The organism is Opitutaceae bacterium TAV5 (genome assembly GCA_000242935.3).
Lineage (GTDB): Bacteria > Verrucomicrobiota > Verrucomicrobiia > Opitutales > Opitutaceae > Geminisphaera.
In genome coordinates this window covers 2,417,126-2,437,452 of sequence record CP007053.1, presented here as the reverse complement: position 1 = coordinate 2,437,452, position 20,327 = coordinate 2,417,126, and the positions used below count along the sequence as shown (strand labels likewise).

Genomic DNA, 20,327 nt, shown 5'->3' with positions numbered 1-20,327 from the left:
CCCATGAAAACAAAACTCGCCCTCCTCTCCCTTGTCACCGGCCTCGCCATGGCCCTTGTCGCGCCGCTCGCCCCGGCCCAGACGTCCGACGGTGCCAAGCCCAAAAAACCCGCCGCCTCTTCCACCAGGGCCGATCCCGTCCAGAAGCGTCTCGACCAGTTCGTCAGCACCTATCAACCCGACGCCGCCCAGCAGGCCAAGGTGAAAACCATCCTCACCGACGAGGCCGCCGCCATCAAGGCCCTCGACGCCGACCTCGACAAGGCCGAGCGGAAAAAACAGGTCGATGCCCTCCGCAAGGAGACCAACGCAAAGATCGTGGCGCTCCTTACCCCCGCCCAGCTCGAAATCCGCGAACAGCGGCGCGTGGCCGATGACAACAAAAAGCGTCTCGTACAATTCACCAAAGACTACCAGCTCGACACCGCCCAGCAGGCCAAGGTGAAAGCCATCCTCGACGAACAGGCCGCCGCCCGGAAAACCATCGACGCCGACGACTCGCTCGACAAGGCCGCCCGCACCAAAAAAGTCCGCGCCCTCAACAACGAGGCCAACAAGAAAATCACCGCCCTGCTCACCCCCGAACAGCTCGAAATCCAGAAAAAACTCCGCGAAGAGGCCGCTGCCCGGAACAAGAAATAAGCGTGGCGCGGGCGTCCCGCCCGCATTCAGCCAGCCCGTGCCCGGTAGCTGCGAACGCAAGTTCGCAGGCTCCGGAAGGGGGCAATTACCTGCAAAACAGGGCCCCGAGCTTGTCGAGGGGCCACAGGCCTTCGTGCCTGTGGTGACGCCGCCCCGCGCCGCCCTCCACCGCCGCCCGCCTCTCCCGAGGCGCTGGTGGTTTTTTGCGCCCCAATCTTTACTCCGGACATGGACGCACTACGTTTTTTTCTCGCACCATCATGAGCACATCCACGCAGGCCGCCGCCACGCCCCCCCCTCCCCCCTCCGCCAGCCCTGCGCAGCCTGATCTGGAAAAAGCCACGGCCGGGGAACGCGTGCAATGGGCGGCCAACACCTTTGGCGACGGCCTGGTGCTCACGACGAGCTTCGGTATCCAGGCCGCCGTCATGCTCCACCTGGTCACGCGCATCGTGCCCGACATCCCCGTCATCTTCATCGATACCGGCTACCTCTTTCCCGAAACCTACCGGTTTGCCGACCAGCTCGCGGAGCGGCTGAAACTCAACCTCAAGGTTTACCGGCCGCTGCAAACCGCCGCATACCAGGAAGCCCGCCACGGCAAACGCTGGGAACAGGGCCTGGAGGGACTGAAGGCCTACAACTTCGAAAACAAGGTCGAGCCGATGGACCGCGCCGTGCGCGAACTCGGCGCCACCGCCTGGCTGGCCGGCCTGCGCCGCTCGCAATCCGGCACGCGCGAGGCGCTCGGCGTGGTGCAACGCCAGAACACCCTCACCAAAATCCACCCGATCATCGATTGGGACAACCGCACCGTCCACCGTTACCTGACGGAAAACGACCTGCCCTACCACCCGCTCTGGGACGAAGGGTATGTTTCGGTCGGCGACTGGCACAGCACCTCGAAACTGGAGCCCGGCATGACCGAGGAACAGACCCGCTTCGGCGGCCTGAAACGCGAATGCGGCCTCCACGAACTCAGCGGCCGCGGCGATTTCCGGATATAGCCGGGGGCATGTCAGCCCGGGTGGCAGCAGCATCCCTGCGCAGGCAAGATTCCGTTTGCGCGCATTTGCCGGCTCGTCTGGCCTGATTTCATGCAGGACGACGAGGCCCGCCATTCTGACGAACGCTTCATCCGCATCCGGCGGGTCAAGCGCCTCCTGCGCTTCATGCCGCGGCGGGCGCGACTTCACAAATACCCCTTCATCGGCCGCTTTGCCGCCAGCGCCCGCAAGCGCGGCTACCTGTGGTCGTTCAAATCCGCGCAGGTGCGCCCCGCCCTCTACCTGGGCTGCGTCGTCAACTTTCTCCCCATTCTCGGCGCCCAGATCCCGATTGCCCTGATCCTCGCGATCGTGTTCCGGCTCAATTTCATGGTGATGGGCGGGCTGCAAATCATCACCAACCCCCTTACGGCCGTGCCTTCCTACTCGCTGACCTACCTGGTGGGGATGGCGGTGATCGATGCCACCGGTTCCGGCCACAACACGTCCGTCGTGGAGAACGTCGATCTGCCCGCCCCGATCCGGGTGGCGGACGAGATTGCGCTGGACAGGGAGCGGAAATCCGGACCGGAAGACACGACAAGGGGGAGGCCGACGCTCGGCACCCGCATCGCTGCGCTGGTCATCGGAGGCGTCCTTGTCGGCGCCGCCACCGGCGGCCTGCTCGACCTTGCCTGGCGCTTCGGCTCCCGCCAGGCCGCCCGCCACCGCCGCAGCAAACCCCGCCCGCAACCGCCAACGCCCGACACTCCTCCCTTGCCCTGACCCTTCCGGCTAGAGCATTTTCAATTTGATTAGCCGTATAATTGGCATGGGCGAAGAGGTTTTTGCACAGTTTGGCCGAGAAGCTGCGCACGAAGGAGGCCGCGGCATGGATCAACGGTTCGTATTGGCGGGCGCAAGCGCAGCGCACATCGCTTTTGAGTTTGGAAAAGGCCTGTTCGATGGGGTTGAGGTCAGGGCTGTAAGCGGGCAGGTGGCGTAGCTGGCAACGGTGTTCTTCGAGCAGTTTTCTGACAGCGGGGTTCTTGTGCGCCGAAAGGTTGTCGCAGATGACGATGTCACCGGGGGCCAGTTCGGGCAGGAGTTGTTTTTCGACGCAGGCGAGGAACATTTCGCCGGTCATCGCCCCATCGATGACGAAGGGCGCACACAACCGGTCGTGGCGCAAGGCGGCGATGGCCGTGCAGGTTTTGTAGTGGCGCGTGCGGCACGCGCCCCACACAGCGCCGGCCACGGGCACAACGTCCACGCAGGCGGGTCATCTTCGTGTTCAGCCCCGTCTCATCGATGAACACCAGCTTTTCGGTCGGCAAGGACGTCAGGCTTTCCCGCCAGCGTTGCCGGGAGTCGGCGATGGCACAGCACCTCGAAACTGGAGCCCGGCATGACCGAGGAACAAACCCGCTTCGGTGGCCTGAAACGCGAATGCGGCCTCCACGAACTCAGTGGCCGCAGCGATTTCCGGATATAGCTCCACTGTCTCCGGTTCCCGGCGGCGGGCAGGCAACTTCGTTTCGTATCCTTGGTTAGCCTCTTTCGGACCGACCCTGCCTATTGCCGGTGGAAACCAGGAAAGAGTGAACGCAGGACGATAATTTCAGGAGGAAACCGGCCGGCAATTGGGGTTGATCCAGCACCGAAACCGTTCCTTTATAAGTGCCCCATCAACGAACATGCGTGCACCCTCTCGTCTTTTGAAACCCGTGGGCATAATCGGCCTTTTCCTGTCATTAGCACTGCCCGTAAATGCTGCCCTGGAGTTTTCCGAGACCAAGGTCCGCTACGAAGCAAAGCCGACGGACGAGAAGATGGAAGCCACCTTCCGCTTTAAAAACACAGGGGATACTCCGGTACTGATTACCAAGCTTGGCAGCAGCTGCGGTTGCACGGTTCCACAATTGAAAAAGAATCGGTACATGCCTGGTGAATCCGGCGAGATTACCGCCGTCTTTACGTTTGGAGACAGAATCGGGGATCAAGTGAAGGAAGTCATGGTGACCACATCCGATTCGGCCACGCCAATCGTACTTGCGATGGAAACGACCATTCCGGAGCTACTTTCTGTCTCCCCTCGCTCGTTGTTCTTCCATCCGCAAGATGCGCAACCGGCAAAATCAATCCTCATCGAGTCGAAATCATCTCAGCAGCCCATTACTGCTGTAAGCCTCCAGTCGAACGATCCCGAATGCAAACCGTTCCTGAACAAGACTGAAGACGGACGCTGGCTGGTAACGGTTCTCAAACCTGAGGCGAGCCAGAACAAACGGTTCACCATAACGATAAAAACCTCATTCGGAGGCGAGCAAGCCCGGCAAACCAACGTGTGGGTAATAACGCCGACTTCTCCAAACCCCTCCGGGCAGGATAACTCGAAGACTGTTGGCAGATGATATTTGTCACGAGCCTGTCGGCATCTTCTTCGCTATAGCTCGTAGGTGAGTATGAATGGTTAACAGGGACAAGCGCCACGTGGCGGAAGGCGTTGAGGTGTTCAGTTTGATGTAGGCAATCTTTGATCCGGGAAACAGGAAAGGTTCGTAGCCGACGGAGTGCGCAGCACGGAGATGGCGTTGTGTAGCGGAGCGAAACAGCCCCGAGCGACAGCGAGCGGGTGAACGCAGTGAACAAAAGTTGTCCAAGTGCCATTTTCCCCAAATAGCATAAGGCCAACAAAATTGTTGGCATATCAACAGCTATTGGTTGGCTCGTAGGTTTATTTTTACAAGATTGTAGCATTATACCAATTGGGGGTGCTTTATTCGAGTCCCGAATATTTATATATTCCGGGATACCCAGTTCTCTCATGAGGAATCGTTTCCAATTCGTACGCTAACGCATCGGGAAGACCATTTATAATATAACCCCATCCAGGTCCAATTCCCCCGGTGGAAATTGTAACTGTGATGAACGAACGGAATTTCCAGACGAAAACGGGGTGCAATTTCTTGATTGATTCGGGCCATAATGTTTCGGGAATCATAGATTCATTTGGTGCTTGAAAATAAAGAAGCATACAGTCGTTGACAAGCTGTTCCTCATTATCAATAGTCGGCCAAGCATAACCAAATTCTGAACTTACGAATAAAACATAAAATAGCCACCCACCGGATAATATACCAAACAGCAAAATAACCAATAATATACGAGGGGCTATTATACGCAGGTATTTCCGTTTGTTTTTTTTCACGGCAAGGAAACTGCAGCTACATGTTTCAATAGGATTAGTAAAGAAGAGAGCCCAGAAGGAGTCAAACCTGAATGGCGCTAAGTTAAGGCGTTTTTCCGTCTACCTGATGGGGAATTCCCAATACATGAATTGACTCGATTATGGCTTGGGTTCCAGAGGAGTTCCTCCTCCCAAAAGGTCGGATAATCCCCACGTTTCTCATGCGACTGGAAGTTACTGGTTTTCAACGAAGAGGTGGCCTAACTTAGCGCCATTCAGGTCAAACCTTAATAATTGATATTTTAGGCTCGAAAAATGGGCGAAAAGCGAGGGAAAATGTAAAGAAAGCGAGCTTCGCCCCGTCACGTCCCCGCTCGGCAACAAAGATTTGACCCTTTATGGATTGGCTAATTGCTATTGATTGGCTCGGAGGTTCATTTGTTGGCCTGTAGGTTCATGTTTAGCTTAGCTTATCTATGGCTATTTGTCAAGTTGTACAGCTCATGGGGAGCATCCTTCAGTCCGACGGCCACCGGTACATTTTTTATGCTGTCGAATGGCTCACCGAGACCACTAAATAATATCAAGATACTACCTCGTCTGTTAAATACCTGAAAGGCACCAACAGGCGCTGCCTGTGTCGCGCGCATCAGAAAGTATCTATTCTCTGATAAAGCCCTACTTCCAGTCCATTGCGTATATTGCTCAGCAGTAATTTCCACAAAAGGTATATCCCGCAAAAGTCTCCTAGCTAGTTTGTCGTACTTGTCTCCAATATTGTAAGCAATCACCTTACTATCCGCTTCTCTGATGATTGAAAAAGTAGTGGCGACATCATCTGGAGGATGGAGCCAACTAATTTCATGTGGCATTTTATGCCCACATCCTGTGCTAAAAAGGACCAGTGTAATAAAAATCAAGAGCAACCAATTTCTTTTGATAAACATCAATACCTTCCTGTTTGTTATGATTTACCTCGGTGCGGGAAAGCGGACGGGGTCAGGCGGGAAAGCGGACGGGGTCAGGCCGAACATTGTGACATTTGGATGTGGACAGGGGAGGGATCGGCGGTTTCATGTGTCAATTCATGGCGCGAAAATTGCGAATCCAGTTTGGCGGTGCCCGGTACCATGTGATCAACCGGGGCAACTATCGCAAAGACCTGTTTGGGACGGCCGGAGCAGCGAAAGCGTTCGAGGAGTGCCTTGGTGAAGCATGCGAGCTCAACGGCTGGATCCTGCATGCGTGGACCATCATGCGCAATCACTTTCACCTGGCGCTTGAAACGCCCGGTCCGAATCTGGTCGAAGGCATGCACTGGCTCCAAAGCACCTTTGCTACCCGTTTCAACCGCTTCAGAAACGAGCGCGGTCATCTTTTCCAGGGCCGTTACCAGGCGCTCCTGATCGAGAACGATGATTCCCTGGGCCGCGTCGTTGACTACATCCATCTCAATCCCGTCAGGGCCGGTATCGTTGCCCTCGAGCATCTGGCCGGGTTTCGCTGGAGCAGCCTTCGCCGTTTCCTGCGTGGCACCGCCCCCGCTCATCTGGTGGCCGACAGCTTCATGGGCCGTCCCGGCTTGCCCCTGAATCAACAGGGCTGGTCAAACTATCTGCTTCACTTGCAGGAACTGGCGGCGAACCCGGCCGAGCAGGAGCGCTTGGGTTTTGCCACCTTTTCCCGGGGGTGGGCGATCGGCACCGAGGCATGGAAAAAAGCTCTCGCCCGCGAATTCTCCCGTACGACCCTTGCTCCCGGTCTCCAGCAGTCCGAAATAGCCGAATTCAGGGAACAGCATTACCGCCAGGCACTCTCCCTTGCCCTCGTCCGGATCGGAAAAACAGAAACGGAGCTTGCAACCGCTTCCCCCGATGCGCCGTGGACACTCGACCTTGCCCTCCTTCTCAGGAAAAACGGCGTTCCCCATCCGTATATCGCCTCAATCATCCATCTCCCATCGCCCGACGTCCTTCGTGCCCGTCTCTCCAGAAAAAAGCGTTCCCTTCCCCCTTCGTCACAACATTCGGCCTCACCCCGTCCGTCTTCCTAGCCTGACGTGCCGGGGCGCTCGATGCGCCCCGCTCCTACGCGCGATTCCTCGCGCGTGGGCCGCCGCCGACGGGGCGTACTCCACCGGACCGGAGCGAAGCGGAGGGAGGAAGCAGGGCTCGTGACAGGCCGGAGGCTCGGCGCAGGACTGGCGCGAGACGTGCCGCTTGGATCAGTTTCAGAACCCAAACAGCTTCACGACTTAGTATTCAAAATCCTATGCGCCTCATGCCTCAGCGATTGTGGTATTCGCTTATCCTTTGATGACGCTAAATCACTCAACGTATTTTTAATTTTCATCTGAACCGGGGTCGACCCACTCCAAGCCAAAGCTAGGCGTATCCAATGCTCAGACTCTGAGCGTAATCCTGTTATTATCAGATCCGCTTCTGGAAACGTTGTTATGAGCTCGACAGGCAAGCCCGCTGCCGTAAGGCCATCAGCAAGCCGCCTCATAAACTCCGAGCGGGGAAGTTCTAGGCTTGGGAGCAATGGCAGGAGATAATCACCCGGACGTAACAAACAAACATCCTCAGCTCCTGGCCGGACCCAAAAACCATTAGATGAGAGCCCAAGGACAAGCCGAAGATCTTTAAATTCAGCGGCCTTAATCCACCGAACGAGTAAGTCTCGATCACGGTGCTCAGGCGACGAAACGAAGTCGAGTGAGCCGCATTTACTGAGGACGCTAGAGATAATATCTTCGGACTTCATTTGATCACCACGTTGCGGAGTGTGCTGAACCAACTCCCATTTCATCCATGAAGGATTGGAACTGTGCGCGCGTTGAGTCCGTCCATTGATGGCCAAAATGCCCGCTGTGCTCATTTGTTATTAGCTTTCCGTCCTGCCGGAAGATTCGTCCCCCAACAATTCGAGCTTCTTGCGCCTCACCCACGCCCATGACGCGAGCAATGCCAGTGTGGCCTAATTCATTATTGCCCATAACAAATCGCTTGGTGGTTGGGTCAAAAACGAAGTCGGTGCCCTTGCCTTGGAAATTCTTCACCGCCTTAACAGAAGAATAGGATTCACTTACCTCGATAAATCCGCGGGCAGGTCCGCTGCCTACACTCTTTGCGGCTTGGCGTGTGGCTACAATCCCGATTCGCTTAACAACTTGCCCTATTATAGTTCCTGCCAGTTTTCCCCCATAATAGGCAGCCACGTTTTCAGCGACAATACCAGACATGATAAGCGTACGGCTGTCTGCATACAATGCGCTATCGTCATCCAAAAACTGCTCAACTTTAGATACATCAATCCTACTGACTAATGATATCACCTTAGCGGATTCTTCTATTCTCCTGATTTCTTCCTGTGCTTCTTTTATTTGAGCACTTGCCTCAGTCCATGCCTCGCTTACTTTCCCGAATAGATCATACTGTTTGCTTTCCTTTTCGGAAAGCGTTTTATGTTCTTTAATATAATTGGATTGTTTTAATTCAGCAGTCCTGTATGCACGCCTAATATCTGCTTCGTAGTCTTTCTTCTTTTTGAGTCCTTCTGGATCAAATTTCGTCCACGGATTCTGGACGACGTAAGCATACAGGTTCGGTCCATCCACAAACCCGAGCGGGTCGCGGGAAAGGAAGCTGCCGGTTTCCAGATCGCGGAAGCGGAAGCCCTCGTTCACGTAGCCGGGGACATCCCAATCCTTGGTGTTGGACCGCTGGCGATCCGGGTTGCTGCCCACTTGCGCCCTGATGTCGCCGAAGGCCTCGTATTGCGCCGCAAAGGTGAACGTGCTGCTGTCGTTCGTCTTCGCGATCACGTCGCCCCGGCTGTTGTAGTGGTTGTAGCCAGGGGTGCTGTTGCGCAGCGTGTACAGCAGGCCCCCTACGCCGCCCCCCCAGTCGCTCCCCCGGATGTTTTCCACCACGAGAACCCCGCTGGGCAGACTGGAATCGCGTTCCTGCACACCGGTTCCTCCCGAAAACACAAACCGCGTAAATCCCCCGCTCGTCCCCGGCGCTCCCGCCTGCACCCGCCGCGTCCGGTAGTCGTACACAAACGTGTACTCTCCGGCTCCCTCTCCTGTCTCCTTCGTGAATGATACCAGCCGGTTCTCGTAGTCCCAAGTCAGCGTATCCGAGCCTGTCCCGTCGCTCCGGCTTACCCGGTTCCCGTCCAGATCGTAGGCGTAGCTGATGACCGCCGCTCCCGTCGTGGCCGTCAGCACCTGATTCAGCGTGTTGTACGTGCAGGTCGTCACCGTGGTGGTCGTCGTCCCCCCAACCGTCACCGCGACTGTCTTCTCCAGCCGGTTGTGCGCGTCGTCGTAATCGTACGTCGTCACCGTTACCTTCCCGGTGCTTTCCTCCACCGTCTCGCCCGTCAGCCGGTTGGCATCATCGTAGCTGTTGGTCACCGTCCGCGTGCTCAGCCCCGTGCCTGGCATCGTCTCCGTCAGCACGCACAGATTGCCCACTGCGTCATAGGCCTGCGTCAGGTCCACCAGCACCGTCGATCCTCCCCACCGCGTCGTCTGCGACGCCACCTGCCGGTTCAAGGCATCAAACTGCGTTACCGTCGTGTCCCCGTTGGGCAGCACCAGTCTTGCCCGGTTCCCGTTCAGGTCGTATCCGTAGGCTGTCAGCCGTCCTCCCTCCGTCAGCGTCGCCAGCCGGTTCAGTGTATCGTAGGTCGAATTCAGCACCGTGCCCGTGCCCCCGTAGATCACCTTCGTCCGGTTCCCCGCAAGGTCGTACGTGTACAGGTGCGTCAACCCGTGCGATTTCTCCGAAAGGATCCGCCCGAGCGTATCATAGGTATAAACCACGTCGGCGATACCGCCCTTGCCCGGCTCGGTCACCGTCAGGATGCGGCTCATCTTGTCGTACGTGTAGCTCCGGTTGTCCTGCGTGCGGCCTACATAATTGACCCCGGTCAGCCGGTGCCGGGTATCGTAGGTGTATTCGGTCCGGCGTCCCTGGGCATCCACCCGGGCGGTCTTGTTCATTGCGTCGTAGGACAACGTGACGACATGGCCGGCCGGATCCTTCGTCGTGGTGTTGCGGCTCAGCCCGTCGTAACCGAACTCCGTGCGCTGGCTCTTGCCGTCGATCACCGCCGTGCGGTTGCCCGCCGCGTCGTATTCGTTGGTCACCGTGATGCCTTCCGCGTCGGTGGTGGTCAGCAGCCGGTTGAGCGCGTCGTACGTATTGGTCGTGGTATGACCGTTCGGGTCGGTCAGCGTCAGGATGTTGCCGTTTTTGTCGTACGTGGTGACGGTGGTCGGGGTCACCGTGCCACCGCCCGGGGCGGTCACGGCGGGTGCAATCACCCGGGTCGGTCGCCGGGCAGCGTCGTAGTCGGTCGTGGTGGTGGCGCCCCGCGCATCCTTCACCGCAACAACGTTGCCGACCGGATCGTAGGTCGTGATCCGGGTGGGCCTCGAGGCGGTCCCGGTCGTCGTATCGGTGACCGATGGCAGGATCTCGTGTGTGCGGCGGTTGCGGACATCCCAGGTGTAGTCGGTGGTGTGGCCGAGCGGATCGGTGACGGTGGACACATTGCTCGCCGCGTCGTAGGCCGTCAGCGTCACCGGGCGTCCTCCGGTCACTGCCGGGCCGGTTACCTTGACCGGCCGGCCGGCGGCGTCGTAGTCGGTGAGGGTTTCACCGTCCAGCGGATCGACTGTCCGGTAGTCCAGGCCGGTGCTGGTGTAGCTCTTCGTGGTGGTGGCGGCCAGCGCGGGGACGTTGGCGGCTTCCGTAACGGTCAGCGGCCGGCGGAGCGCGTCGTACGTGGTGGTGGCGACCATGCCGAGCGGGTCGGTCACGGAAGTGAGGTTGCCCACGGCATCGTAGGTTTTGGTGGTGGTGGCAAAGACGCCGGTCTGGTACTCGGCCTTTTCCTGCACCGGCCGGTAGAGCTTGTCGTAGGCGACTTCGGTGCGGAAGCCGCGGGGATCGGTCGCGAGGGTGGGTTTCCAGCCCGAGGTGTCGAACACGGTGCCCCCGGCATTGGCGCCATATGCGTAAGCCGTGACGCCGCCCAGCGGATCGGTCTTCGTGATCAGGCGCTGGAGCGCGTCGTAGGCCAAGGCGGTGGTATGGCCCTCCGGGTCGGTCTCGGACGTGCGGGAGTTGAGGGCGTTGTAGGTGAAGGTGCGGACGAGGTTGGGGGTGGTCCCTCCCATGACCAGCGTCTGTGTCGTCACGCGGTTGAGCGCATCATAGGCATACAGGGTGGTCACGCCGTTCTCGTCGGTCTCCGAGGTCTTGTTGCCGCGGGCGTCGTAGGTGAGGGTTTTTGTCGGGCCGCCCGGATAGGTGACCTTTTTCAGGCGGTTGCGGTCATCGTACTCGAAAGCGGTCGTGTTGCCGCGGGGATCGGTCGCGGTCAGCTTGTTGCCGTTGGCATCGTAGGTGTAGAGGGTCGTGAGCGCCAGGTTGGCCGGATCGACAATCTCCTTCCAGAGGCGTCCGGTGGCATCGGGAACATACTGCACCACCAGATCGGTAACCCAGGAGGCGGTGTCGGACAGTTTTTTGACGGTTTTCCGGGTGACAAATCCCCGGAAGGTCGCGGATTCGTAGGCAAAAGCGGTTTCCTGGACAGGAGTGGTATTGCCGACAGGAATGACCTGCTCCTTCAGGCGGCGTCCCATCGCATCCACCTCGTAGAGAGTCCTGACGCCGTTCTCGTCGGTTATGCCCGTCATGATACGGTGCGGGCCGTAGGTGAATCGCTTCACACCCCCGAACGCGTCGGTCTGGGTGGTGGGGTCGGCATAGTACCCCGAAGTCATTACAGTTCCCGATACATTATAACTGCCGCCTGCATAATATATAAAAGGGTCATCGTAAGTGAATGCCGTCCGGTTGCCGCTAAAGTCGGTCGCTTCCGCCAGCGCCATGCCTGCGGACGGGGCAAAACGATAGGTTTCCTCCCCAATCAGGCTGCTTCCGGAATAACTCCTGATTTGTGACTGACGGTAAAAAATCATGCGAGGCGCTTCAAAACCGGGATCGGAAATCCATTCGCGAACGGCTTCGCTTTGCGGATCGGAGAATTCATAAACCCGTTTATTCCCGTCCGCATCAATGACCGTCGTGGTTCGGGTGGCAGCGATATCATTCCAGTCTTGCTGAAATGACCGGTTCGCCACGGTAGAAAACCGGGTGGTGTTGCCGTCGGGCAGGGTGATTCCGGTTACAAGGAGTGGCAAACCGGTCACCGTGACGTATCCGTCGTCGGAATGCCACCAGGTATTGGTATGATTCTGGGTATATGCGAAGGTAAAGGCCTGCCCGAGAGGATCGGAGATGGACCCCAGCTCCAGCTGAAGACCGGCCCGGGAAAGATCCCATGGATGCTGGGCATCCCTGTCTCCGAAGAAGCTGTAGGTATAATGGCTCATGCCGCCATCGGCAGCAGTGACGGAAACAAGTTGATGATGGGTATAGACGGCGGGTTCAAACGGATTGGTATAGTTAAAAGTCTCGTAACCGTAGGTCACTGTCTTGCCCCGCGGGTCGGTGACCGACTCCACATACCCATGGCTGTTCATGGAGATCAGGATCGCCGGACCCCTGTTGATGGGGATTGGCAACGAGCCGCCGATAACATGTGTCGGCCAGCTCTCATCCACTTGAACAAACTGGATTTTGGAGGGGATCAGATCAGTAGCTGCAGCATAAGTATATTCGAGGGCATTTCCGTATCTGTCCACCACCGACTCGAGTCGTGCATAGGCATAGGTTTTCCCGGCTTCCTCACGTCCCGAAGGGACCGACTGACTGACGGCCTGTTTGTAAACAAGCAATGAACCGAATTTTCTCTTGAAGTGGTAAACCCCGTCCGGTTGCTGGATCAGCGAATACAAGGCCGTCTGCCGATCGTCCGTTGTCGCCATCAGAGGAATAAACATGCGGGTAACGGTTTTTCCCTGCACCTCTGTCGGCGCAGGTTCGGTATGTGTCGCCTTGCGGTCCGTAGAGCCCGGTTCACCGGTTTCCCATACATAGGCCTGCAAAAAAGTAAATTCACGTCCGTTGTCGTCGGTTACATACACATACTCGTGATCGCCGTCCCGGTTGAAGCGAATGGATGCCGACAGGTTGGATGCCCAGTTGGGGCCGAACGGTTTGCCGAGAAACTCGGATGGGCGGAGATCTTTCGACGGACGCCACGTTTCGGGACGAACGCTGCGTTTTACCCCCAAGTAGAGTTCCGTGGCCGGGAGCGGGATATAAATATCGGTCGTGTCATGGTGAAGGCTCAGGTTGATCGGATCGATAAAGGTTTCTTCGTCCGCCTCGTCCGATTCTTCTTTGTATTGGGGCTTTTTATCCGGCAGCGGAAGTCCGTTCAATGCAATTTTCCGATATTCAGGCCCCCCGGATTCCCGGAAAGATATTGCCGAAGGAATCGTGCAATCCGATCCCGGAACCCGTTCAAATTCTTCCTCTGTGGTGTATGGCTCCGGTTCGAATTGCGGCTCTCCCTCCGGGATTTCCTTATATACCGGGCATGTCTGAATCCTTATTTTCTGTTCCCCTCTTGTCACAGCGTAAACAACGCGGTCCAGACACGTTCCATCCCAAGCAACAGATACACTGGGGAAACGATTGATTTCCTCCCTCTTGGTAACCTTGTCAAAGCGGATATCGAAATCCTTGATAGTAAAGGTAACCTCTGTTTTCCCTTCAGGAAGCTGAAGGCCCACATTGCCATTGCAACCCGTGTAAGTCCCGAGAGCAGTCGGTGATTTCACTGTAAAGGTTCCTCCCGGCTCACAAGGGACAAATCCGCCTGCGTCTTTGGCGGGCGGGCTCAACAAGGTTCCGTCTATGGTGACAGGTTCTTCTTCGGTTTCACAATTTCCGTCTCTGGTGATTTTCTCTCCAGGCTCTATATAATAATTGAATGTCCGGGTGACTGTCGTACCGGGAACAACTTCCCCTCCTTCCGGGGTTGAGACCTTCAGCACCGGAGCCTTGGTGACCTCGCAGCCCTCTTTTTCTTCCGTGCAGGGGTTCTGGTCGTTGGCGGCAAACGACAGGTGCCAGAAGAGGGAGACCAGCAGGAAATGGCGAAGATGGCGTTTCATGATGAGGGATTTCCGGAAGAGGATGCAGAGAGAGAGGAGATGAAGGCCCCGGCCGCGCGGCGGGCGACCTCGGGGACAGAGGGATCGGCAATCCACTGGCGGGCCATGTCGGCAAGGCGCGGATCGACGACGCCGGTCTGGCGACAGAGAGCCAGGGCCGTGAGGCGCGAGCGGATATCGCAGCGTTCGTCCAGCGCCATGCGCCGGGCTTCGGAGGCGGTGTCGAAGGAGCCTGCGAGCAGGCCCGCGCCGGACAGATCGTGAAGCCCGAGCAGGGCGGTGCCGGCGTGGGCGGCTTCTTTTGTCGCGAGGGTTTTTCTGAGGGTTTGTTCCGCCACCTGGCGCTCGTCGGCGGGCAGGTCCGGCACCCAGGAGGCCAGATGCTGGACGGCGTAGGTGCGCAGCCCCTCGTCCTGGGCAGGGTCGCCCGCCTGGGCGGCAAGAACGGGCACCAGGATTCCCGCCGTTTCGGCCGTACGGCTGCGCAGGGCGTTGAGCAGGTCGTTGCGCAGCGCGCGTTCACGGTCCTCCGGACCGGCTCCGGGAGGCACCGGCGAGCACAGGAATGCAGCGCACAGGACGACCTCTTCCGGGGTGACCGGCGATTGCAGCCATTGCGCGACCGTTTCCAGACGCCGGGGAAGCCGCTGCGACGGGTCGACGATCACAGCCAGGGCGGGGTGCGCGGCCGCTTTCACGCGCCAGTCCGCCGGCAGTGACACCGCTTCCTGCACGGCCAGGACCGGCCGCGTCGTTCCCGCCTCGCGGGCAGACGAGGCTGCCGCCGGTGCGGGAGCGGTCGTGCCCCCTGCCGGGACCTGTTTTCCAAAATGCCACCAGGCCAGCATGCCCGCACCGCCTGCCACGATGAGGCCCAGAAGGAGAGCCGTTCTTTTCATCCTCATGGCTATTTTGCGCTGATGACTGCTCCCTGCCAGGTGAGCTGGGTGCGGTGACAGACGGACGTGGTGGCGGTCGGGGGCTTGAGCAGGCGAACTTTGGCCTGGCCCAGTTCATCGAAGTCATCCGCGTTGAGGAGCAGCGTCCGGCTGCCGTCGCCAAACACCACGCCGGCCACGGTGACATCCAGGCGGACGCCGTGATCGGGACGGACCGGGCTGAGGATGACCAGAACCTCGACCTCCCGGGTGCCGTCCTCGTATTTTTCCACCAGCCGGGTGTAGGTGTCGATCGTGGTATAAATCGCGCTTCCGGGAGCGTCGGTGGCGGCGAGAACCGGTCCGTCCTCGCTGCCGCGAGCCACGATCCGGTGGATGATGTTGTCCTCTGCCTGCCAGGCGATCTGCTTGCTGTCCGTCGGCAGGGTGACCAGGCCCAGGCGGGGATCGGCTTCCAGCACCACTCCGGAAGCCAGGGTGGGCCGGGTCATGACCCGCTCGCGGAGAACGAGCCCGGGCATGACCGGCAATCCGGCGTCATAAACCCTGACCGTGGTGGTCGCCTCTGCGGCCTGGCCGGAGACCGGGAGCACCCGGCCTGCGAGCACGAAGGTGCCGGCGGAGGAAAATTCCAGTTCGGCGGTTCCGGCCGCATCCAGGGCAACGGGAGCACCGTCGCGGGTCAGGGAGGGCACATCACCTGCCTGCGGATCGGCCGGAGTGACGGCCACAAGCAGCCTGGACCCGGCGCGCAGGTGCACCGTGCCGCCGGCCAGCACATTGCGGGGCGTCCAGCGCACGACCAGCTGTCCGGCAACGCCTCCGTTTTCTCCGGAATAGTCGAGGACGGTAGCGATGTTGCGGTCCAGAGGCGCTTCCGAGAACCAGCGGTAGCCGGCGCCGGCAGAGACGGCGAGGTTTTCCCCGCCAGCGGTCAGGGTGACCGCCTCCGGCCAGCGGGCGCGGCCCTCGAGCGGCGCGGGTGAGACGGGGGATTCGATCACGGTCGCGTCGTCCGCTCCGGCATCGATGCCGTTGTAAATCCGCAGGCGGCGGTCGATCCAGTCGGCAACGCCGTTGCCATCCTCGTCCGCTCCGCCGATGGCGTGCAGGGCAAGGCCATTGACGCGGAGGCGAGGTCCCGTGCGGGAACCGTCCCAGACCAGGCGCACCGTGTGCGTGCCCGACCCGAGCCAGGGAGTGAACCAGAGAGCCGACGCGGTAACGCCTCCGGTGGCACCGGTGACGGTCCGGGTTCCGATGTACCGGCCATCGACAAAGAGTTTCAGCGGGAAGATCGAGGAGGTGGCCTTTTCTGCCCGGGCCTCCCGGACGGAAAGATCGAGCAGGAGCAGCCCGCTGCCGGCAAGATCGACTTGCCAGGAAAGTTCGCCACGACGGTCTTCCGCCTCGATCGCTCCACTTCCGTCCGTTGACGCATGCCAGGGGCCGACTTTCCCGGATACAGATGCACCCGAAACCTGCGCGGCCACCGCATGCGGCACTCCGGTCGCCAGCAACTCCGCCAGCGTCGGAACGTGGGTCGATGTCCCGGATGTGGCCGGATCGGCCAGACCGTCCCATTCGTGCATCCACCGGACCGAATCGAAGGTGGTCAGTCCGGCATCGGCAGGCATGCCGTCCGACGAGGTCTCCTGCTCCACGGTTCCGGGCGTGAATCCGAGGATGCCGGGCGATGCCGTCGAGGATCCCCAGGCGACGTAACCCACCAGCGCCTGCTCGCTGTCGAAGCTGACCGGGCAATCGGCGACCCGGCGCATTTCTCCGCCGCGTGTCCGGGCATAGAGAGAAACAACCGTTCCCAGCCGGCGAACCGCGAAGTGCGTGTAGTCGAGCGAAGTGCCGCCGCCGGTTACGGCGCTGGTCACCCGGCCGGCTTTGGCGACACGGTAGCGGATGAGCCATCCGGAGGAGCGGTTGCGGGTGAGAGCCACGTAGGGCGCATCCTTGTCCAGCGAGGCGCGGACCATGATGCCGCCTTCCAGATCGGTGCGGGTGGTGTCGGCAAAATGCACCGCCCCGTCACACGAAAAGTTGCCCGTGACGGTTTGGTAAAGGATGCCGCCGGCGTCCGACTTGCCGCTGAAGGTGCCCGCATTGGTCCACAGGAACACGCGCCCCTCCGACTGCGCGACATGCTGGAACGCCTTGCCGCCGATGCTGCCCTCCAGCCAAGGCGCCGGCGCACCGAGCGTCACCGCCGAGTCCGCATCGAGCGGATCGGTGCCAAACTCCAGTTCGGCGTAATCGGAAACACCGTCGCCATCCGTATCCACTTTTCCGGGGTGCAGTCCGAGCCGGTATTCTCCAAAATTGGACAGGCCGTCCTTGTCCTTGTCGCCATAGGCCCCGTTGATCCCGCTGCCACTGGTGGTGCTCAGCCCGTGCGCGCTCTCCCAGGTGTCGGACAGGCCGTCCTCGTCCTGGTCATCCGCAAAACGCGGGAAGGCCTCAAGGTATTCGCCGGTAATGACCGCTTTCGTCGTTGTACCCGGAATCTGCCAGGCCACCGAGACGTGATCCGAGCCGGTTCCCTGTTTTTGCAGGATTTCGACAAAATAGCGCTGACCGGCCTGAAGCGGAATCGCGACCGACTGCTGCGAGGCCCGCGTGGTCCAGGAACGGTAACCGGTGCTGCCCTGGTTGAACGCGATGCGGCGACGGGCGAAGGGCGTTTCGTCCGTGGACAATAACAATTCGCACTCGTCGTCACCGGCGATCCAGAACGTGTAGTCGCCCGTCGCCGGCGGCAGCAGCCAGGCGCGGATACGCGTGCCGTAGTTGGTGCCCCGGGTCGGGGTGTTGGGGAGCTCCAGCCTGTCGATCAGCGTGCGCAGGTCGGGTGAATCGACAAACCGGCTGTCGGCGGTCAGCAGATTGACGGTGCTGCCGGTGATGCCGTTCCACTGTGCCAGGTGCGCGTAACCGGGAAGCGCGCCGTCCGCCACCTGCGGATCGAGCCCGAACCGGTACTCGACAAGGTTATAAAAACCGTCGCCGTCGGTATCCAGTTGAGCGTCTTTCGGGTCGAGCGGGTTGAGGCCGTGAATCACTTCCCAGCCGTCGGGCATGCCGTCGCCGTCGGTATCGGCGTTGAAGGGATCGGTGCCGAGCAGGCGTTCTTCCTCGTTGGTCAGGTCGTCGCCGTCGAAGTCGAGGCCGGCCGGTTCGGTGTTGCTGACAACAATGTCGTCGAAGCGGGCCTCGTGTGGCGTCTCGCGGTCGCTGCCTTCCTGCATCATCCGGATGCGCGCGATCGTCGTCAGGCCGATGTCGCGGAATCCGATGTCGCGCGCCACGAGGCGGCCGTTGACTGCCAGCAGCCAGCGGTGTTCGCGATAGTCGAGGTACAGTGTGTAGTCGTTCCACTCCCCGGCGGCGGTCACGAGATTTTTTACATCGTGCTCCACCCACTTGCCGGTGGCCGCATCATAGATCGACATAAAACCCTCGCGGGAGTAGCCGAAGAGGCTGGAGACTTTTCCGGTGATCGACGCCGGATCCGGCAGGCGACCCGCTTCGAGTTTTGCCCGGAAGGAGAGCCAGACGCGGTCGATGCCGCCGGCCCCGATCACGTGTTCGAGCGTGGCGGGTGTGTCCGCATCGGGCGCGTGCAGGACGGCTTCCTCGCCGGTGACGGTAGCCGCTCCGGTCGCCTGCCAGCCAAGCTGGCCGTCGAGCGGGCCCGTTTCGTAACCTTCGGCAGTGGAGAACTGCGTGCGCCAGGCCCAGGTGCCGTTGCCTTCATCCACGAGTTTGGCGATCATGCCTTCCGGCGAGAGTGGATCGAGGCCGAGGGCGATTTCCATGTTGTCACGGATGCCGTCGCCATCGGTGTCGGGATTGTCCGGATCGGTACCGAGGGCGCGTTCCTGCGCGTTGGTCAGGCCGTCGCCGTCGTTGTCCAGGTCGGCCGGTTCATCGGCTACGGTTGCGCCAATCGTCACCCGGAAGTCATCGAGCGCGGCGGGATTCGCAGGGCGTTCGCTGTGTTGCACGGCAAAGCCGGAGAAGAACGGAACGGAACGGGCAAAGCCGAGGTTTTGTCCGTAGCGGACGCCGTCGAGCCAGAGTGACCAGCGTTGCGAGGTGTAGTCGAGCCGCAACGTGATCCGGTGCCAGTTACCCGCAGTGACGGGGACCAGGCCGTGCCAGACGCCGCCGCCAGCTCCGTCGCCGTCGAGCGCCATCAGGTAACCTTCCTCGGAGACATAAAAGACTGCGGCCACATCGGCGGGGATGGCGGGGGCCTCGCGGCGCGGAGCGGCCTGGAGCCGGAAGTCGAGCCACACGGATTGGTCGTTGTTTCCGGAAGCGGGGTCGGGAGCGAAGCTGCGTTCCACGCGGATGCCGCTGCCGGCAAGGTTGAGGTAGCGGCTGCCGCCGTCGGCCAGCGGGGTCGGCGAGGAGAGAACCTCGACCGCGGCGTTTTCTCCGGTGGCGGTCACCTGCCAGAGCCGGGTGCCGTCGGCAAAGGCGTCGGGCGCGTCAGCTTCAAAACTGTCGGCAAACGGGACCGCGCCGAGCGGATGCGTTTCGACGGTCTTCGGATCGGTGCCGCGGGCCACCTCACGGCCATCGTACACGCCGTCGTTGTCGGTGTCGGCTTTCGTCGGATCGGTGCCGAGCAGGTATTCCTGCAGGTTGCTCAGGCCATCGCGGTCCGGATCGAGGTCGCGCTGGTTGATCGCGGTACTCAGTCCGTGGGCGATCAGCCAGGAGTCGGGAATGCCGTCGCCCGAGGTATCGGCATAGAGCGGGTTGTCGCCGCCCACATAAAAATAGTCGAGAAACGCGGCGGTTTCCTCGTCACCGCGCAGGGAGAACTGCGAAAAGCCGGTCTGCGTGTTGTCGGGGAAGGCGAGGTTCGGCAGCACAAGCTGCCCGTCGACGAACAGGTCCCAGCGTTTTAACGGGTAGTCGAGACGGTATGACACGCGCAGCCAGTTGGCCGAACGGTTGCTGTCGTCGGTCGCCAGCGACACGCGGTGGCCGGTGGCGATCCATTCCCCACCACCCTCGCCGTCGCCGTTGACGACGTAGATTTCTCCGGAGGTTTCCACCGTCACGAAGCCGGTCGCCGCGGCGCGTTTGAGGTTTTTCAGCTTCGGCAGCGCCTCGACCGGCGAAAACACCGGACGGGTGTAGAAGTCGATCCAGGTGACCGGGTACTGCCCGGGGTTTTCCGGCGTAAAATCAAGCCAGCCCTTGCCGAGCAGCGACAGCGCCTGCTCGCCGGAAAATCCGCCCGTGACAATCTCCGCCGACAGCGGCGCGGCAAACGTCCAGGGATGCTCACCTCCCTCGCCGGACAGTGGCCCGGCCGTGTAGCCGCCCGCCGTCTCGAAATCGTCGATGAACGGCACCGTGGCTGCTGTTGCCGAAACGGCGAGGCCGAGTGCGGCCAGAATGGACGTGACAAGTCCGGTTGCCCGGGGCAACCTGCTGCGAATTCCCGTCCTGTTCATCGTCAGGTC

At 60.2% G+C, this 20,327-nt stretch carries 9 protein-coding genes; 6 read left to right on the top strand and 3 right to left on the bottom strand.

Annotated features, from left to right (window positions below):
* Positions 1-3: 3 nt before the first annotated feature.
* The 6 genes from OPIT5_10675 (at position 4) to OPIT5_10645 (ending at position 6,871) form a co-directional block, all read left to right on the top strand.
* Positions 4-642, top strand: coding sequence for a hypothetical protein (locus OPIT5_10675; GenBank protein AHF90595.1), 639 nt, complete (start codon positions 4-6; stop codon positions 640-642).
* 260 nt (positions 643-902) lie between these two features.
* Positions 903-1,649 carry a phosphoadenosine phosphosulfate reductase gene (locus OPIT5_10670; protein AHF90594.1) on the top strand — a complete coding sequence of 249 codons (747 nt, stop codon included), beginning with the start codon at positions 903-905 and terminating at the stop codon, positions 1,647-1,649.
* A 90-nt stretch (positions 1,650-1,739) separates the two neighbouring features.
* Positions 1,740-2,414, top strand: a complete 675-nt coding sequence (locus OPIT5_10665) for a hypothetical protein (protein ID AHF94287.1) — start codon at positions 1,740-1,742, stop codon at positions 2,412-2,414.
* A gap of 46 nt (positions 2,415-2,460) precedes the next feature.
* Positions 2,461-2,634, top strand: coding sequence for a hypothetical protein (locus tag OPIT5_10660; GenBank protein ID AHF94286.1), 174 nt, complete (start codon positions 2,461-2,463; stop codon positions 2,632-2,634).
* 691 nt (positions 2,635-3,325) lie between these two features.
* Positions 3,326-4,042, top strand: coding sequence for a hypothetical protein (locus OPIT5_10650; GenBank protein ID AHF90593.1), 717 nt, complete (start codon positions 3,326-3,328; stop codon positions 4,040-4,042).
* Between the two features lie 1,863 nt (positions 4,043-5,905).
* The gene (locus tag OPIT5_10645) at positions 5,906-6,871 is read left to right on the top strand and encodes a hypothetical protein (protein AHF90592.1); all 966 of its coding nucleotides are present in this window, start codon (positions 5,906-5,908) and stop codon (positions 6,869-6,871) included.
* Positions 6,872-7,588: 717 nt separating this feature from the next.
* Here OPIT5_10645 and OPIT5_10640 read toward each other — a convergent pair.
* Genes OPIT5_10640 through OPIT5_10630 form a run of 3 tightly spaced genes read right to left on the bottom strand, consistent with a single transcriptional unit; the run spans position 7,589 to position 20,318 of the window.
* Positions 7,589-13,930, bottom strand: a complete 6,342-nt coding sequence (locus tag OPIT5_10640; protein AHF90591.1) for a type IV secretion protein Rhs — start codon at positions 13,928-13,930, stop codon at positions 7,589-7,591.
* Positions 13,927-14,835, bottom strand: coding sequence for a hypothetical protein (locus OPIT5_10635; protein ID AHF90590.1), 909 nt, complete (start codon positions 14,833-14,835; stop codon positions 13,927-13,929). Before OPIT5_10635 ends, OPIT5_10640 begins: the two co-directional genes overlap by 4 nt.
* A 2-nt stretch (positions 14,836-14,837) precedes the next feature.
* Positions 14,838-20,318 (bottom strand): beta-glucosidase, encoded by a 5,481-nt coding sequence (locus OPIT5_10630; protein AHF90589.1) that lies wholly within the window; start codon positions 20,316-20,318, stop codon positions 14,838-14,840.
* Positions 20,319-20,327: the final 9 nt, after the last annotated feature.

Excerpts from the sequence above, each read along its gene's own strand:
- OPIT5_10675 (AHF90595.1), top strand. The coding sequence starts at position 4 with ATGAAAACAAAACTCGCCCTCCTCTCCCTTGTCACCGGCCTCGCCATG.
- OPIT5_10670 (AHF90594.1), top strand. The coding sequence starts at position 903 with ATGAGCACATCCACGCAGGCCGCCGCCACGCCCCCCCCTCCCCCCTCC.
- OPIT5_10665 (AHF94287.1), top strand. The coding sequence starts at position 1,740 with ATGCAGGACGACGAGGCCCGCCATTCTGACGAACGCTTCATCCGCATC.
- OPIT5_10660 (AHF94286.1), top strand. The coding sequence starts at position 2,461 with ATGGGCGAAGAGGTTTTTGCACAGTTTGGCCGAGAAGCTGCGCACGAA.
- OPIT5_10650 (AHF90593.1), top strand. The coding sequence starts at position 3,326 with ATGCGTGCACCCTCTCGTCTTTTGAAACCCGTGGGCATAATCGGCCTT.
- OPIT5_10645 (AHF90592.1), top strand. The coding sequence starts at position 5,906 with ATGGCGCGAAAATTGCGAATCCAGTTTGGCGGTGCCCGGTACCATGTG.
- OPIT5_10640 (AHF90591.1), bottom strand. The coding sequence starts at position 13,930 with ATGAAACGCCATCTTCGCCATTTCCTGCTGGTCTCCCTCTTCTGGCAC.
- OPIT5_10635 (AHF90590.1), bottom strand. The coding sequence starts at position 14,835 with ATGAGGATGAAAAGAACGGCTCTCCTTCTGGGCCTCATCGTGGCAGGC.
- OPIT5_10630 (AHF90589.1), bottom strand. The coding sequence starts at position 20,318 with ATGAACAGGACGGGAATTCGCAGCAGGTTGCCCCGGGCAACCGGACTT.